The organism is Enterobacter adelaidei (assembly GCF_041937165.1).
Lineage (GTDB): Bacteria > Pseudomonadota > Gammaproteobacteria > Enterobacterales > Enterobacteriaceae > Enterobacter > Enterobacter adelaidei.
In genome coordinates this window covers 1,556,953-1,572,441 of sequence record NZ_CP154353.1, presented here as the reverse complement: position 1 = coordinate 1,572,441, position 15,489 = coordinate 1,556,953, and the positions used below count along the sequence as shown (strand labels likewise).

General features: G+C 52.8%; 16 protein-coding genes. 9 read left to right on the top strand and 7 right to left on the bottom strand.

Annotated elements, in window-relative coordinates; translation table 11 throughout:
* The first annotated feature begins 12 nt into the window (after window positions 1-12).
* The gene (hspQ, locus tag AAHF05_RS07535; protein WP_008499919.1) at window positions 13-330 is read left to right on the top strand and encodes a heat shock protein HspQ; all 318 of its coding nucleotides are present in this window, start codon (window positions 13-15) and stop codon (window positions 328-330) included.
* Window positions 331-366: 36 nt separating this feature from the next.
* Here hspQ and AAHF05_RS07530 read toward each other — a convergent pair whose 3' ends face one another.
* Entirely contained in the window at window positions 367-780 is a 414-nt protein-coding gene (locus tag AAHF05_RS07530; RefSeq protein WP_032666992.1) for a CoA-binding protein, read from the bottom strand.
* Window positions 781-953: 173 nt separating this feature from the next.
* Here AAHF05_RS07530 and AAHF05_RS07525 point away from each other — a divergent pair, with 173 nt between their 5' ends.
* Window positions 954-1,616, top strand: a complete 663-nt coding sequence (locus tag AAHF05_RS07525) for a DUF2057 family protein (RefSeq protein WP_028019207.1) — start codon at window positions 954-956, stop codon at window positions 1,614-1,616.
* A gap of 80 nt (window positions 1,617-1,696) precedes the next feature.
* Window positions 1,697-2,155, top strand: coding sequence for a methylglyoxal synthase (gene mgsA, locus AAHF05_RS07520; RefSeq protein WP_049006707.1), 459 nt, complete (start codon window positions 1,697-1,699; stop codon window positions 2,153-2,155).
* A gap of 58 nt (window positions 2,156-2,213) precedes the next feature.
* Here mgsA and helD read toward each other — a convergent pair whose 3' ends face one another.
* The gene (helD, locus tag AAHF05_RS07515) at window positions 2,214-4,268 is read right to left on the bottom strand and encodes a DNA helicase IV (RefSeq protein WP_129324414.1); all 2,055 of its coding nucleotides are present in this window, start codon (window positions 4,266-4,268) and stop codon (window positions 2,214-2,216) included.
* Window positions 4,269-4,391: 123 nt separating this feature from the next.
* Here helD and AAHF05_RS07510 point away from each other — a divergent pair, with 123 nt between their 5' ends.
* Together AAHF05_RS07510 and yccS are read left to right on the top strand one after the other, a co-directional pair.
* Window positions 4,392-4,838: a YccF domain-containing protein gene (locus AAHF05_RS07510; protein ID WP_023335159.1), complete on the top strand. Its 447-nt coding sequence runs from the start codon at window positions 4,392-4,394 to the stop codon at window positions 4,836-4,838.
* A 19-nt stretch (window positions 4,839-4,857) separates the two neighbouring features.
* Entirely contained in the window at window positions 4,858-7,020 is a 2,163-nt protein-coding gene (gene yccS, locus AAHF05_RS07505) for a YccS family putative transporter (RefSeq protein ID WP_028019210.1), read from the top strand.
* On the opposite strand, the gene AAHF05_RS07500 is transcribed toward yccS, so the two are convergent.
* Window positions 6,977-7,603 (bottom strand): TfoX/Sxy family DNA transformation protein, encoded by a 627-nt coding sequence (locus AAHF05_RS07500; RefSeq protein ID WP_028019211.1) that lies wholly within the window; start codon window positions 7,601-7,603, stop codon window positions 6,977-6,979. The two genes, yccS and AAHF05_RS07500, sit on opposite strands and share 44 nt — an antisense overlap.
* 216 nt (window positions 7,604-7,819) lie before the next feature.
* Between AAHF05_RS07500 and sulA the strand changes: the two genes are divergently transcribed.
* On the top strand, window positions 7,820-8,329 hold the full coding sequence (sulA, locus tag AAHF05_RS07495; RefSeq protein ID WP_028019212.1) for an SOS-induced cell division inhibitor SulA: 510 nt from the start codon (window positions 7,820-7,822) through the stop codon (window positions 8,327-8,329).
* 355 nt (window positions 8,330-8,684) lie between these two features.
* Window positions 8,685-9,740, top strand: a complete 1,056-nt coding sequence (gene ompA, locus AAHF05_RS07490; RefSeq protein ID WP_108090330.1) for a porin OmpA — start codon at window positions 8,685-8,687, stop codon at window positions 9,738-9,740.
* Between the two features lie 63 nt (window positions 9,741-9,803).
* Here ompA and matP read toward each other — a convergent pair whose 3' ends face one another.
* The gene (gene matP, locus AAHF05_RS07485; protein ID WP_008499929.1) at window positions 9,804-10,256 is read right to left on the bottom strand and encodes a macrodomain Ter protein MatP; all 453 of its coding nucleotides are present in this window, start codon (window positions 10,254-10,256) and stop codon (window positions 9,804-9,806) included.
* A 185-nt stretch (window positions 10,257-10,441) separates the two neighbouring features.
* Between matP and AAHF05_RS07480 the strand changes: the two genes are divergently transcribed.
* A complete protein-coding gene (locus tag AAHF05_RS07480) occupies window positions 10,442-12,202 on the top strand; it encodes a Lon protease family protein (RefSeq protein ID WP_129324413.1) in 1,761 nt (586 codons plus the stop codon).
* Between the two features lie 68 nt (window positions 12,203-12,270).
* Window positions 12,271-12,789 (top strand): 3-hydroxyacyl-[acyl-carrier-protein] dehydratase FabA, encoded by a 519-nt coding sequence (gene fabA, locus AAHF05_RS07475; RefSeq protein WP_008499931.1) that lies wholly within the window; start codon window positions 12,271-12,273, stop codon window positions 12,787-12,789.
* A gap of 71 nt (window positions 12,790-12,860) precedes the next feature.
* On the opposite strand, the gene rmf is transcribed toward fabA, so the two are convergent.
* The 3 genes from rmf to pqiB all read right to left on the bottom strand — a co-directional run bounded on the left by rmf (window position 12,861) and on the right by pqiB (window position 15,487).
* The gene (rmf, locus tag AAHF05_RS07470; RefSeq protein ID WP_013097261.1) at window positions 12,861-13,028 is read right to left on the bottom strand and encodes a ribosome modulation factor; all 168 of its coding nucleotides are present in this window, start codon (window positions 13,026-13,028) and stop codon (window positions 12,861-12,863) included.
* A gap of 255 nt (window positions 13,029-13,283) precedes the next feature.
* Window positions 13,284-13,850: a membrane integrity-associated transporter subunit PqiC gene (pqiC, locus tag AAHF05_RS07465; protein WP_028019216.1), complete on the bottom strand. Its 567-nt coding sequence runs from the start codon at window positions 13,848-13,850 to the stop codon at window positions 13,284-13,286.
* A complete protein-coding gene (gene pqiB / locus AAHF05_RS07460; RefSeq protein WP_129324412.1) occupies window positions 13,847-15,487 on the bottom strand; it encodes an intermembrane transport protein PqiB in 1,641 nt (546 codons plus the stop codon). The genes pqiC and pqiB overlap by 4 nt, the downstream gene beginning before the upstream one ends.
* Between the last annotated feature and the right edge of the window lie 2 nt (window positions 15,488-15,489).

Genomic DNA, 15,489 nt, shown 5'->3' with positions numbered 1-15,489 from the left:
CGGGAGGTGACTATGATTGCCAGCAAATTCGGTATCGGCCAGCAGGTCCGCCACACTTTGCTAGGGTATTTGGGTGTGGTCGTGGATATCGACCCGGAGTATTCTCTTGATGAACCGTCTGCAGACGAGCTGGCGGTAAACGCCGAGCTTCGCGCTGCGCCCTGGTATCATGTGGTGATGGAAGGTGACGATGGACAACCCGTTCACACCTATCTTGCTGAAGCGCAGCTGAGTAGCGAACTACAGGAAGAACATCCGGAGCAACCCACGATGGATGAACTTGCTCAGACTATCCGCAAACAGTTACAGGCTCCACGCCTGCGGAACTAAGCGTGTAAGAAAGCCCGATTATCGGGCTTTTTTTTATTACTTCGCCAGCCCCAGACGGGGGATTTCAATCGCCGGGCAGCGGTCCATCACCACGTTCAAACCAGCCTCGCGAGCCAGCACAGCAGCTTGCTCGTTAATAACCCCTAACTGCATCCACAGCGTTTTCGCGCCGATAGCGATGGCCTCTTGCGCCACTTCCCACGCCGCCTCAGAATTGCGGAAAACATCAACCATATCCACTTTCTCAGGTACGTCGTTTAGGGTGGCGTATCCTTGCTGGCCCAGTAAGCTTTTACCGGCCACCTTCGGTGACACCGGGATAACGTGATAACCCTGATCGAGAAGGTATTTCATGACCCGATAGCTTGGACGATCCGGTTTATCGCTCGCGCCCACCAGCGCAATGGTGCGCGTGGAGGTCAAAATCTCGGCAATATCGTTCTCTCTCATGGTTTGTCTCCTGGTTTTTTTCAAAGTGTACGCCAAAGCGCACATCTCAACCATCCATCCCATACAGATGTATGAGGGCAAAACCGTGAAATATGTCTATATGTTAGTAAAGATGATTTTCGAAAGATTTAGATACATTAATGCAACATCAGTATTTCTGACAGGAGCCTTCTATGAAAACCGGAATTGCCACTGCTGTGATTGCATTAGTGATGCCGGTTTGCGTCTTTGCGACCACGCTCCGGCTCTCTACCGACATTGATCTGCTGGTTCTGGACGGAAAAAAAGTCTCCAGCTCATTATTACGCGGCGCAGACAGCATCGAGCTAGATAACGGGCCTCATCAGCTGGTCTTCCGGGTAGAAAAGTCGATCGGCCTTGCTAATCATGAACAACGGATGTACATCTCCCCGCCGCTGATCGTCAGTTTTAATACCCGGCAAATCAGTCAGGTGAACATCACCCTGCCCCGCCTTGAAACGGAGAAAGAGTCTGCGGCCTTTGACACCTCACCACGCGTTGAGCTGCTGGATGGCGATGCGATGCCTATTCCGGTGAAGCTTGATATTCTGGCGTTGACCACATCCCCTAAAGGGCCGGATTATGAGGCCGCAACCCAGACCTATAACAAAGCAGGTAAACGCGCATCGCTTCCCCAGTTTGCCACTATGATGGCAGACGACAGTACGCTGTTATCCGGTGTATCTGAACTGGATGTCATTCCTCCTCAGTCCCAAACCCTGACGGAACAACGCCTTAAATTCTGGTTCCAGCAGGCCGATCCGGATACGCGAGCCCGCTTTTTACAATGGGCGAAGCAACAACCTTCATCATAAGCCACATTTTTTTCGCCTTTCTCTTGCAGCGTCAGACAGTTCCCGTCATCGTGTAGCCAGTTAACCTGATGGATACGATTATGGAACTGACAACACGCACGCTACCTGAACGCAAACACATTGCGCTGGTTGCGCACGACCACTGTAAACAAATGCTGCTTAACTGGGTTCGCCGCCATCAGTCTTTGCTGGAAAAGCACACCCTCTCGGCGACCGGTACAACCGGTAACCTGATCCAGCGCGAAACGGGTCTTGAGGTCAATGCCATGCTGAGCGGCCCGATGGGTGGCGATCAGCAGGTAGGTGCCCAGATTTCTGAGGGGAAAATTGATGTGCTGATTTTCTTCTGGGATCCGCTGAATGCGGTTCCGCATGACCCGGACGTGAAAGCGTTGCTGCGCCTTGCCACCGTCTGGAATATTCCAGTGGCGACTAACCTTTCAACGGCGGATTTTATCATCGAATCGCCGCAGTTTAACTCGCCGGTTGATATCCTTATTCCGGACTACCAGCGTTATCTGTCTGAAAGATTAAAGTAAATTTTAAGCCGGGTGGCGGCTACGCCTTACCCGGCTCACAAAAACAAGCCTGACGACGTTACGGCTTGCGCACTACCGGCACATCAATATTCTTCAGAATATCAACAAACACCGACGGCTCTTCTTTATTGAACAGCAGCCACACGCGGTGACGCGCGCGGGTGATGGCCACATACAGCAAACGCCGCTCTTCGGCATCCGGGAAATCTTCCGGCATCGGCAGTAAAGCCTGCTCCATGACTGACTCACGAACCGGAGCCGGAAAACCGTCGCTACCGTCTTTCAGCCCTATCACAATCACATAGTCGGCCTGCTGGCCTTTACTGGCGTGGATCGTCATAAATTCAAGCTGCAGTTTCGGCCAGCGCGTGGCCGCTTTCTCCAGCGCTGCGGGTTTCAGATGATGGTAGCGGGCCAGCACCAGAATACGTTCATCGGGCTTCGCATAGCCGCTGAGCTTGTCCAGCAGCGGTTCAAGTTGGTCATCCGCCAGCAGGGTGACCGCTTTTTTATCTCCTGGCCGCAGGCTATTAAGCGGCTTGGCCAGCTGATGCGGGTTCTGCTGGATAAAGCGATTGGCGATTTCACCAATACGGGAATTGAAGCGGTAGGTGGTATCCAGATCGCTACGATCGCCTTCACCAAAATAGTGATGAAACGCGGTGGTCAGCGAAAGCTGCGCGCCGCTAAAGCGGTAGATGGCCTGCCAGTCATCCCCTACGGCAAACAGAGAGGTATGTTTATTTTGCGCCCGTAACGCCGAAAGCAATGCTGCGCGTTGCGGTGAGATATCCTGGAATTCATCCACCAGAATATGTTTCCACGGGCTGACAAAGCGCCCCTTCTCAAGAATGATAATGGCCTGATGGATAAGGCCAGAGAAATCGACAGCATTTTCCGCCTTCAGAGCAGTTTTCCAGGCTTTTAGCATCGGAGCCATCAGTTTAACCCGCTTTGAAAACAGATCGCGGATCTCCTCCGGCGCACTTTCAATCATTTCAGCCTGCGATCCGCCGTGCATTCGCATCAGGCTTACCCAGCGGTCAAGTCTCGAGCCCAGTCGACGCGCCAGTTTTTCATCCTGCCAGAAACTGCCCTCAGGCACCTCCCAGTTGAGTTCTTCCTCCAGCCACTGACGCCATCCTTTCGCCTGCGCCTTTTTCTCACTGCACTGCTGGCGCCATGTTTTGATAAACAAAGCCTGACGCGCCTGCGTGTCGTTTTCGAGTTTACTCACTGCAGGCACTTTTTTGCTGCCCTGCTGAATGATGTACAACGCCAGAGCATGGAAGGTTCTGGCCGTAATATCCCGGGTGTGCAGGCGTTCCTGGATACGCTCGTCCATCTCCTCGGCAGCTTTGCGCCCAAAAGCCAGAAGCAGAATTTGTTCAGCGACGGCTTCCCCGGTTGTCAGCAGCCAGCCCGCGCGCGCCACCAGCACCGATGTTTTACCGCTCCCGGCCCCTGCGAGCACCAGCAAGGACTGCTCACCGTTAACCACCGCACGTGCCTGGGCGGGATTGAGTGGTGAAGATTCAACCGTACTGAAAAAATCGGCGTATCGGGTGAGCATGGTGTCAGTCCAGGCCTGGTTATGGGCGAACCGGCTCTTATCCATATCGCTTAGCCAGGCCTGACACTGACGCCAGGCATCGCGGCAATTGTCGAACTCATCGAGACGCGTCACGGATACCGGCAGCGCGGAGAGCGCCTGCCTGATTTTTTGCTGTAACCCGGCGGTCTGCTGGCGGGTAAGCCATGTTTGCTGCGCGTTGCTTTGCGCGATATCATCCAGCACCTGCTGCAGTACCTGGGCGGCAATCACGCTCATGTCCTGGCTCCACTGTTGCCAGAGCGCATTCAGATGATGATGGAAACGCTGGGTCTCCACCCACTCGGTGCCGTGAAGACGCACGACTTTATCATCAGGCAGAACGAACTCCAGTTCCCCCCACACCAGCCCACGTTTGCAGTGGATAGCCAGAAGTTGATTAAACGGAATAAGGTATTCATGGCGTTCTCCGGAGACTTTCACCCCGGCATTGAGGAGAACAACCCTGTCATAGGGGTGTTGCGCCAGGCGTTTGCCTAATGAAGTTGCTTTAAGTTCCATGTCCCGCCAAATCCACGAAGAGATAATTTACCTGACAGTTTAACTGCCAGTTTTAAGGTGCTCCAGCCTAAAAAAACGTTACAATCATCAGGCGTTAATTTTATCGAAAGGAAGTGAGGATTTATGCGTACCGTTCTGAATGTGTTGAATTTTGTACTGGGGGGTTTTGCCACCACCCTTTCCTGGCTTTTTGCCACGCTGGTGAGCATCGTCCTGATTTTCACACTCCCTCTGACCCGCTCATGCTGGGAAATCACCAAACTCTCCTTCATCCCGTATGGAAATGAAGCCATCCACGTTGACGAGCTGAATCCCGAGAGCAAAAACGCGTTGATGAACACGGGCGGCACCCTGCTCAACATTCTGTGGCTGATATTCTTCGGCTGGTGGCTGTGCATCATGCATATTTTTGCGGGTATTGCCCAGTGCATCACGATTATTGGTATTCCGGTCGGGATCGCGAACTTTAAAATCGCCGCGATCGCCCTTTGGCCCGTCGGGCGCAGGGTTGTTCCGGTTGAAGTGGCTCAGGCAGCACGTGAAGCAAATGCTCGTCGTCGTTTTCAGTAAATAAGGACTGGCCGCGCTTATGCTAAGCCCACTGCTTCGCCGTTATACCTGGAACAGCACCTGGCTTTATAACGTCAGGATTTTTATCGCGCTTTGCGGCACGGTAGCTCTGCCGTGGTGGTTGAATGATGTCAAGCTCACCATTCCGCTCACGCTGGGGGTGGTTGCGGGGGCGCTGGCGGATCTGGACGATCGTCTGGCCGGACGTTTGCGTAACCTGGTGATTACGCTGGTCTGTTTTTTTATTGCGTCCGCTTCCGTTGAGTTGCTCTTTCCGTGGCCCTGGCTGTTTGCCCTGGGTCTTACGCTCTCAACCAGTGGCTTTATTTTGCTGGGCGGCCTTGGGCAGCGCTATGCCACCATCGCGTTTGGTGCATTGCTGATCGCCATTTACACCATGCTGGGCGTTTCCCTGTACGACCAGTGGTACCAGCAGCCGGTTCTGCTGTTGCTGGGTGCCATCTGGTATAACCTGCTGACGCTAACCGGTCATCTGATCTTCCCGGTACGCCCTCTGCAGGATAACCTTGCCCGCAGCTATGAACAGTTAGCTCACTATCTGGAGCTAAAATCCCGGCTTTTCGACCCGGATATCGAGGAAGAAAGCCAGGCCCCGCTCTACGATCTGGCTCTGGCAAACGGCCAACTGGTTGCCACCCTTAACCAGACCAAAGCGTCACTGCTTACCCGTCTGCGCGGCGATCGCGGCCAGCGTGGGACGCGAAGAACCTTACACTACTACTTTGCCGCCCAGGATATACATGAGCGTGCCAGCTCCTCGCATGTTCAGTATGCCGCCCTGCGAGAAAAGTTTCGCTACAGCGACGTGATGTTCCGCTTCCAGCGTCTGCTGTCCATGCAGTCCCAGGCATGCCAGCAGCTCGCACGCTCTATTCTGCTGCGCACGCCTTATCAACATGACCCCCGTTTTGAACGTGTGTTTAGCCATCTTGATGCAGCCATTGACCGCGTTCAGGCCAGCGGAACATCACCGGAACATATTAAAGCTCTGGGATATCTGCTGAATAACCTGCGGGCGATAGATGCTCAGCTGGCGACCATTGAGTCAGAACAGGCGATGGCGCTACCCGGTAGTGATGCGGAAAATCAGCTTGCGGATGACAGCGTCCACAGTTTTAGCGATATGTGGCTGCGGCTGAGCCGCAACTTTACGCCGGAGTCGGCTCTCTTTCGCCACGCGGTGAGAATGTCGCTGGTATTGTGCGTCGGTTATGCCTTTATCCAGATAACCGGGTTGCAACATGGCTACTGGATCCTGCTGACCAGCCTGTTCGTTTGCCAGCCGAACTACAATGCCACCCGACACCGCCTTGCGCTGCGTATTCTCGGCACGCTGGTCGGTGTCGCCATTGGACTGCCGGTCCTCTATTTCGTGCCGTCCGTTGAAGGCCAACTGATCCTGATCGTGATCACCGGTGTGTTGTTCTTCGCCTTTCGCAATGTGCAGTACGCCCATGCCACCATGTTCATCACGCTGCTGGTTCTGCTCTGCTTTAACCTGCTGGGTGAAGGGTTTGAAGTCGCCCTGCCCCGCGTGATTGACACCCTGATTGGCTGTGCGATCGCCTGGGCGGCTGTCAGCTTTATCTGGCCAGACTGGCGATTCCGTAATTTGCCACGCGTGTTAGACCGGGCTATGAATGCCAACTGCCGATATCTTGATGCCATCCTTGAACAGTACCATCAGGGCCGCGATAACCGTCTGGCTTACCGGATCGCACGCCGGGATGCGCACAACAGCGATGCAGAACTGGCCTCGGTTGTCTCTAACATGTCAACAGAGCCTCGTGCCACCGCAGAAATTCGTGAGACGGCATTCCGCCTGCTCTGTCTGAATCATACCTTTACCAGCTATATTTCTACGCTGGGTGCCCACCGTGAGAAACTCACCAACCCGGGTATCCTCGCCTTGCTGGATGACGCAGTCTGTTATGTCGATGACGCACTTCATCACCGGCCAGCTGATGAACCGCGTGTTCAACAGGCTCTGGATGAACTGGCTCAACGCATTGCCCATCTTGATCCAGGAAACGACAGCAAAGCGCCACTGGTTCTTCAGCAAATTGGTCTGCTTATCGCTCTGCTGCCAGAAATTTGCCGACTGCAACAGCAAATCGCTACCTGGAGGAGTGATTCTCCTGTGGCTCAGGCAGCGCATTAAACCACTCCGTCAGCTCCCGGCGTATTCCCGCCGGGAGTGCCGCTTCATGAAGTCCCTCAATGGCACCTTCCAGCGCGAAAAGCACTTTAATACTGAGTGCTTTATTTCTTGCCCGCATCTTCAGCCAGCTCGCTTTCGCACCAAGCGTCCGAAGCGTTTCTTCATCGGTAATACCCGCTTCAAAAAGCAAGACTTCAAGCTGAAACGTCAGGTTCGGGAGATCCTTAAGCCGGTTTCGTTGATGACGCTGAGAGCGCTCTTTTCTTGCCGCTCTCAGTGCGAACGAGGAGAGCTGAAGCAACCGCTCTCTGTCCTGCCACAATCCGTCATCCACGCGATAATAGTTCAGAAGCACCGGACGCCCCCGTTTCATGAGTGTCAAAAACGAGGCGGCATTCTTTACACAGTATTTCGCACTTTCCTCACAGGCGCGGAGGTAGAGTTCTCCCTCTGACACCATGGCAAAGACTGCATCATCCACTGCCAGGGTATAGCCCCCGAACAGTGCCCGATGTTGAATGTCCCCCAGCGGAGACAGATATTCTTGGGATTTATAGATCCGTTCATAAGATATCTTTTTCATGATATTTCCTTATAAATCAAAAATTAACAACGATGTTTCTTACTAGCGGATCCGTTAGCAGGAAAATAGGCAACTTATCGCTGTTGGGCAAGATGATTTTTCAAGGGGCATCAATATTGAATGAATTTTGCGAGTCGCTTTCCGAAAATGAGGTTGATCTTTATGCATACAGGAGTTACTGTATATTCATACAGTAACTACAGGGCTGGAATGAATATGCACACTTCAAGCTATGCAAATCGCTCAACCTTTATCACTTCTACCGCTGGCAACGTAGCGCAGAACACCGTCGGCAGTGTTTCGACAGGGCTTATCAGCGAAGTGGTTTATCGTGAGGATCAGCCTCTGTTAACTCAACTACTGCTGCTGCCGTTATTACAGCAGCTTGGCCAGCAGTCTCGCTGGCAGCTTTGGCTGACGCCACAGCAAAAACTGAGCCGGGAATGGGTTCAGTCCGCAGGCCTTCCGCTGGCAAAGGTCATGCAAATTAATCAACTTTCTCCTTGCGATACTGTTGAGTCGATGATCCGGGCTTTACGCACCGGAAATTACAGTGTAGTGATTGGATGGTTACCAGAGGAATTGACGGAAGAGGAACACTTTCGTCTGACTGAAGCGGCTGAAGAAGGGAATGCGATCGGGTTTATAATGCGCCCGGTTCGTCCAGATTCTTACCGCAGAGGACAACTTTCTGGGCTAAAAATTCACTCAAATTTGTATCATTGAGTGAAATTAAGATTTTTCCTGGAATTTTTTTTGACCACAAGATGTGCTTTTAGTTCCCGACCACAAAATTGCGGCAAGGCTTGTCTGGTGCGGGTTCTCCTTAATTTTATTGCACAAAATTCGCGCGAAAAATGTTAAATAATAGGTATACGGAACTTTTTTTTTCATATGCCTGACGGACTTCACACTTGTAAGTTTTCAGCTACGTTGTAGACTTTACATCGCCAGGGGTGCTCGGCCTAAGCCGAAGATATCGGTAGATTTATATTTGACCACGCCCCCCGGTGAAGGATTTAACCGTGATTCTCTTTTGAGACTATCATGGCGAATTTTGGATGATAACGAGGCGCAAAAAATGAAAAAGACAGCTATCGCGATTGCAGTGGCACTGGCTGGCTTCGCTACCGTAGCGCAGGCCGCTCCGAAAGATAATACCTGGTATGCAGGTGGTAAACTGGGTTGGTCTCAGTTCCACGACACCGGCTGGTACAACAGCAAACTGAACAACGATGGCCCGACTCACGAGAGCCAGCTTGGTGCAGGTGCGTTCGGTGGCTATCAGGTTAACCCGTATGTTGGTTTTGAAATGGGTTACGACTGGTTAGGTCGTATGCCATACAAAGGCGACACCGTAAACGGCGCTTTCAAAGCGCAGGGCGTTCAGCTGACCGCTAAACTGGGTTACCCAGTAACTGACGATCTGGACGTGTACACCCGTCTGGGCGGCATGGTATGGCGCGCTGACTCCAGCAACAACCAGACTGGCAGCGACCATGACACCGGTGTTTCCCCAGTATTCGCTGGTGGCGTTGAGTGGGCTATGACCCGTGACATCGCTACCCGTCTGGAATACCAGTGGGTTAACAACATCGGCGACGCTGGCACCGTTGGTGTTCGTCCTGACAACGGCATGCTGAGCGTAGGTGTTTCCTACCGTTTCGGCCAGCAGGAAGAAGCAGCACCAGTTGTTGCTCCAGCGCCGGCTCCAGCTCCAGAAGTACAGACCAAGCACTTCACTCTGAAGTCTGACGTTCTGTTCAACTTCAACAAGGCAACTCTGAAACCAGAAGGCCAGCAGGCACTGGATCAGCTGTACTCTCAGCTGAGCAACCTGGATCCTAAAGACGGTTCTGTAGTGGTTCTGGGCTTCACCGACCGTATCGGTTCTGACGCTTACAACCAGAAACTGTCTGAGAAACGTGCTCAGTCTGTTGTTGATTACCTGATCTCTAAAGGTATCCCAGCTAACAAGATCTCCCCACGTGGTATGGGCGAATCTAACCCAGTTACTGGCAACACCTGTGACAACGTGAAAGCTCGCGCTGCACTGATCGACTGCCTGGCTCCAGATCGTCGCGTTGAGATCGAAGTTAAAGGCATCAAAGACGTTGTAACTCAGCCAGCGGCATAAGTTATCGTCTTATAAAAAAACCCCGCAATGCGGGGTTTTTTATTATCTGAAGAAAACAAAAGTCTATTTTTTGCCCAACAATGCCTGAAGGTCGTTCTTCAGCGTCGACATCTGGTTAGCGTACTTCTCTTTATGCTCCGCATCCTCAATCAACTGCACAATCGTTTCCGACAGCGTTTTACCACGCCGTTGTGCCAGCCCCGCCAGGCGCTGCCAGACCACGAACTCAAGGTCGATTGATTTTTTGCGAGTATGTTGATGCTCCGCATTAAAATGTCGTTTGCGTCGCGCGCGGATAGTTTGCTTCATTCGGTTCAACAACGCAGGATTGATGTGCTTCTCAATCCAGCCGTTAACCTGTACCGGTTCATTTTCGAGGGTCAGCAAAATATCCACGGCTTCTTGCGCAGCGCTGGCTTCGATGTAGCAGGTGATCAACTCCCCTTCACGGTGCTTTTTGACCAGGTACTTCCATTTCCAGCCGCTTTCGAGATTTTCCAGTTGTTGATATTTCATTGCGATCTCAGTGTTACCACGTAACTCTGTTCAGAATATCAGTTTTTTAGCAATCTGCTGAAAAGAAATCATATATGTGAGTGAATGCAGGCAATCCCCCTGTCGAAATCCCCAATCCTGCTTGGGTAGTCCCCCTCGCTTACGGTATACTCCACGCTTTTACATCTGACTAAAAAACATCAACTTTGACCATTACGAAACTTGCATGGCGTGACCTTGTTCCGGATACCGAGAGCTATCAGGAACTGTTTGCACAGCCAGATCTCGCAAAAGAACACGAATTCATCCTTAGCGATACGCAACCACGTTTGCATTATGCGCTGGAGCAGGTGTTAAGCCCATGGGCAACGGCGCCTTTCATGTTGCTTAAAGCCCCGGAAGAAACGGAGTACCTGACGCTTGTCGGGGACGCCATGCGCCAGTTGCAGCCGGAAACGAATGCCCTCTTTGGCGGCGAATATCGTATCGCGGGACATGATGTCACTTTCGAACCGGCAGTTCAGACGGATGGCCGTTTTGCCGCTAAAGGCGAAGTGATTACCGCTAACTGGGTCGAGGCGGAACAACTCTTTGGTTGTCTGCGCCAGTTTAATGGTGAACTTTCGCTGCAACCGGGGTTGGTGCATCGCGCCAATGGCGGTGTACTTATCATCTCACTGCGTACCCTACTCTCGCAGCCGCTGTTGTGGATGCGTCTGAAAACGATTGTGAACCAGCAACGTTTTGACTGGGTCGGCTACGATGAGTCCCGTCCTCTGCCTGTCTCTGTTCCCTCTATGCCTCTGTCGTTGACCGTCGTGCTGACGGGTGACCGCGAATCTCTGGCAGACTTCCAGGAGATGGAACCGGAACTGGCTGAGCAGGCGGTCTACAGCGAGTACGAAGACAACATCCAGATTGCCGATGCCGACGATATGGCGCAGTGGTGCCAGTGGGTAATGGCTGTAGCTGAACGCTTTTCGCTGCCAACACCTGCGGCTGACGCGTGGCCAGGCTTGATTCGCGAAGCGGTGCGCTATACCGGTGACCAGGAAACGCTGCCCCTCTGTCCGCTCTGGATCGGCAAACAGCTGCGTGAAGTGGGGGTGATCAGCGGTAACGGTGCGTTCACCGGAGAACAGCTCACACAGATGCTGGCTCAGCGTGAGTGGCGAGAAGGCTATCTTGCTGACCGTATGCAGGATGAAATTCTGCTGGAACAAATTCTGGTCGAGACAGAAGGCGAACGCGTCGGACAGATTAACGCCCTGTCGGTGATTGAATTTCCGGGCCATCCTCGCGCAATCGGCGAACCGTCCCGTATCAGCTGCGTTGTCCATATTGGCGATGGTGAGTTCACCGATATCGAACGGAAAGCCGAGCTGGGTGGTAACATTCACGCGAAAGGCATGATGATCATGCAGGCGTTTTTGATGTCAGAGCTGCAGCTCGAGCAACAGATCCCCTTCTCCGCCTCGCTGACGTTTGAGCAGTCCTACAGCGAAGTCGATGGTGATAGCGCCTCTATGGCAGAACTGTGCGCCCTAATCAGCGCCCTGGCCGAAGTGCCCATCAATCAGAACATCGCGATCACCGGCTCGGTGGACCAATTCGGTCGTGCCCAGCCAGTGGGAGGCCTCAATGAAAAAATTGAAGGCTTCTTCTCTATCTGTCAGCAGCGCGGTTTAAATGGCAAACAGGGTGTGATTATTCCTGCTCCCAATGCACGCCATTTGAGCCTCAGTCAGGATATTCTGGATGCGGTGGAGCAAGAGCAATTCGCCATCTGGGCCATCGAAGGGATTGAGGATGCACTACCCTTACTGACAAACCTGATATGGGATGGCGAAGGGCAAACCAACCTGATGCAGACTATTCAGGAGCGTATTGCTCAGGCGACACAGCAGGATGCTCGTCATCGTTATCCATGGCCGTTACGCTGGTTAGGCTGGTTTGGTTCGAACTGATCGGACTTGTTCAGCGTACACGTGTTAGCTATCCTGCGTCCTTCACTAAAATAAGGCTTACTGAGAACATGGTAGATAAACGCGAATCCTATACAAAAGAAGATCTTCTTGCCTCTGGTCGCGGTGAACTGTTTGGTGCGAAAGGCCCACAGTTACCGGCCCCGAACATGCTGATGATGGACCGTGTCGTGAAAATGACCGAAACCGGCGGCAACTTCGATAAGGGTTACGTAGAAGCAGAACTCGATATCAACCCGGATCTGTGGTTCTTCGGTTGCCACTTTATTGGCGATCCGGTAATGCCTGGCTGTCTGGGCCTGGATGCAATGTGGCAGCTGGTTGGCTTCTATCTGGGCTGGCTGGGTGGCGAAGGTAAAGGCCGTGCACTGGGTGTTGGCGAAGTGAAATTCACCGGTCAGGTTCTGCCTACTGCGAAGAAAGTGACCTATCGTATTCACTTCAAACGCATTGTTAACCGTCGCCTGATTATGGGCCTGGCGGATGGCGAAGTGCTGGTCGATGGTCGCCTGATCTATAGCGCGAGCGACCTGAAGGTGGGTCTGTTCCAGGACACTTCCGCGTTCTGATATTGCATTTCGCAATCTCAAAAAGGCGAAACCTCCGCATTGCGGAGGTTTCTTTTTTTAAAGAGACGTTATCAGGCTATGAGTGCCCTGTCGCCGATGGCTTCTCGCCAGCCTCCAAGCCATTGTGACCTTTGGTTTATCGTCTGATAAGGACACATTTCTTTAGAACGTCCAGCGATGCCGGCCTGATAACCACGTTGATGAGCCCGTTCCAGGCGATCTCGTTTCTGTCTCTTCATGCCTCGTTTCCCTCATTCTTTTGTCTGGTGGAAAGAAAACAGTGTCTGCACAAATGCACAGGCACAGATAACGAATACCCCGAATTAGTCGCAGCGTCAATGTTCAAAATTCATACGGGTGTCATATTTGTGAGCTAGCTGGAAGATCATTTGTACAAAAATTGTGACCCGGCACAAGTAACAACCTGAAGTGAAAACGAAAAAAAAACCGCAATCAGTGGCAGACCGATTGCGGTTTTTGACGATGAATTTTACTTATGGCAGCCGGGAAATTTCCCTGGCGATACTGGCCGACTCCTGTGCCCAACCCTGAGCCAGGACTTTCACCATTTCGTCATAGCCATCTTTCTGCTGCTTCAGCTCCAGATGGAAAGGACGCTTAATCAGCTGCCCCTGATGATTCAGCAGCCACTCACCGCTGATCACCACCGCACCGTCATAACGGCCGTGGAAGCCTGTTACGGTGACGTTCAGCGTATCTTGATCGTTACCCAGCGGCTGCGAAGCGACAACCCAGCCCGGAAGCTGGCTGCCCAGATTGGCCACCAGCGTGTTGCGCAGTTGCTGATCCAGCGGGCTGGCCCACAGGTTGTTTGTCGCAATCACGTATTTCACATCGCTGGTTTGGTAGACCACACCGTTACCTGCCAGATAATCTGGCACGGCAACCTGCTCAACCCAGAGCTGACGATTTCCCTGACTGGCCGTACTTTGCCCGCTATTCTGCGTACTAACAGGCAACTGGTAGTAGCTTTTATTCTCTACACCTGAACTGCACGCCGTTAATAGCAGAGCGCCAACCATCAATAGCCACTTATTCATTCTTTTGCCCTCTTAGGCTCAGGATCCTTTTTATCTTTCGCTTCGAACACCAGCGCGTTGCTCTTCTCATTGAGCGTCTTCAGAACAGGCTGCAGTTCACGTAAGACCTGATCAAGGCGCTGCATATCAGCCACCATCTTGTTGTAAGCCGCAGAACCAGGCTGGAAGCCCTGCATACTGCGGTTCAGCTCACGCAACGTTTTCTGCATATCCTGCGGCAGTTGCTGCATGCTCTGGCTCGCTGTGATCTTGTTGATGTTATCCAGCGTGGTTTGCAGACGGCGCATCGTTGCCTGGCTCTCGCTCAGAGAGTTTGTCGCGGCTTCAATCATCGGATTCAGTGGCAGATTGTTAATCTTATCCAGCGTTTCCATCAGGCGCTGCTGGATCTGCGCCAGGCCGCTGCTCACCGTTGGGATAATCTTGTAGCCACCGAATTCACGGATACCGGTAATCGGCGGAGCTTTCGGGTAGAAGTCCATATCCACATACAGAGCACCTGTCACCAGGTTACCGGTTTTCAGCGACCCGCGCAGACCGCGTTCCATCAGTTGAGAGATGTGCGTGCCAATATCCTGATTTTCGCCAATCTGATTGACCAGACGCTCTGGCTCAATGCGGATCAGCACCGGGATGCGGTAATCATCATCCAGCACCTGCTGAAGTCCCGGAACGAAGAACGGAACTTGCCCAACCGTACCAAGACGAATGCCGCGGAACTCAACCGGTGCACCCGGCTGCAGGCCGCGGACGGAATCTTTGAAGAACATCAGGAAATCAACGTGGCTGGTATACAGCGCATCCTGGATGCTTTTTTGATCGTCAAAGAGTCTGAAAGCCGTGTTTTCTGTAACCGGCTGCCCCAAATCCAGGCCTTCCGGTACGTCAAAACTCACGCCACCGCCAAACAGCGTGGTCAGAGACCCCATTTCAACGCGCATACCCGCAGAGGTCAGATCCACCGCGATCCCGCTGTCTTTCCAGAAACGGACGTTACTGGTGACCAGCCGATCGTTCGGTGCATTGATAAACAGTTGATAGCTGATCGCGCGTTTCTGCGGATCAAAGGTACTTTTCTCAACCGACCCGACGCGATAACCGCGGAACAGCACGGGATCGCCCGCCGTAAGCTGACCCGCTTTTTTACTGTCGAGGATCACGCGGATACCCTTGGCATCAGGCGGCGCAAGCGGTGGTGAATCCAGAAGCTGGTATTTTCCCGGCTGGCTACCCTTCGTGCCGGGCTGCAGTTCAATATAGGCCCCGGAGAGCAGCGTCCCTAAACCGCTAATCCCTTCACGTCCTACCTGAGGCTTAACCACCCAGAAAACGGAATCGCCATGCAGCAGTTTTTCCATGCCAGCATTAAGGCGCGCCTTAATTTCCACATGGGTTAAATCATCGGTCAGGGTTGCGCTTTCAACCACGCCTACGTCCACGCTGCGGCTCTTGATGGTCGTTTTACCGCCCTCAATCCCCTCGGCATTGGTGGTAATCAGCGTCACTTCCGGTCCCTGATGGCTGTAGTGATAAAACAGGATCCATGCCCCGATCAGCGCCGTCACGATGGGGAAAATCCACACCGGTGACCAGTTCTTGACCTTCTGCACTTTCGCCTCTCCACTCTTATTTTCCATGC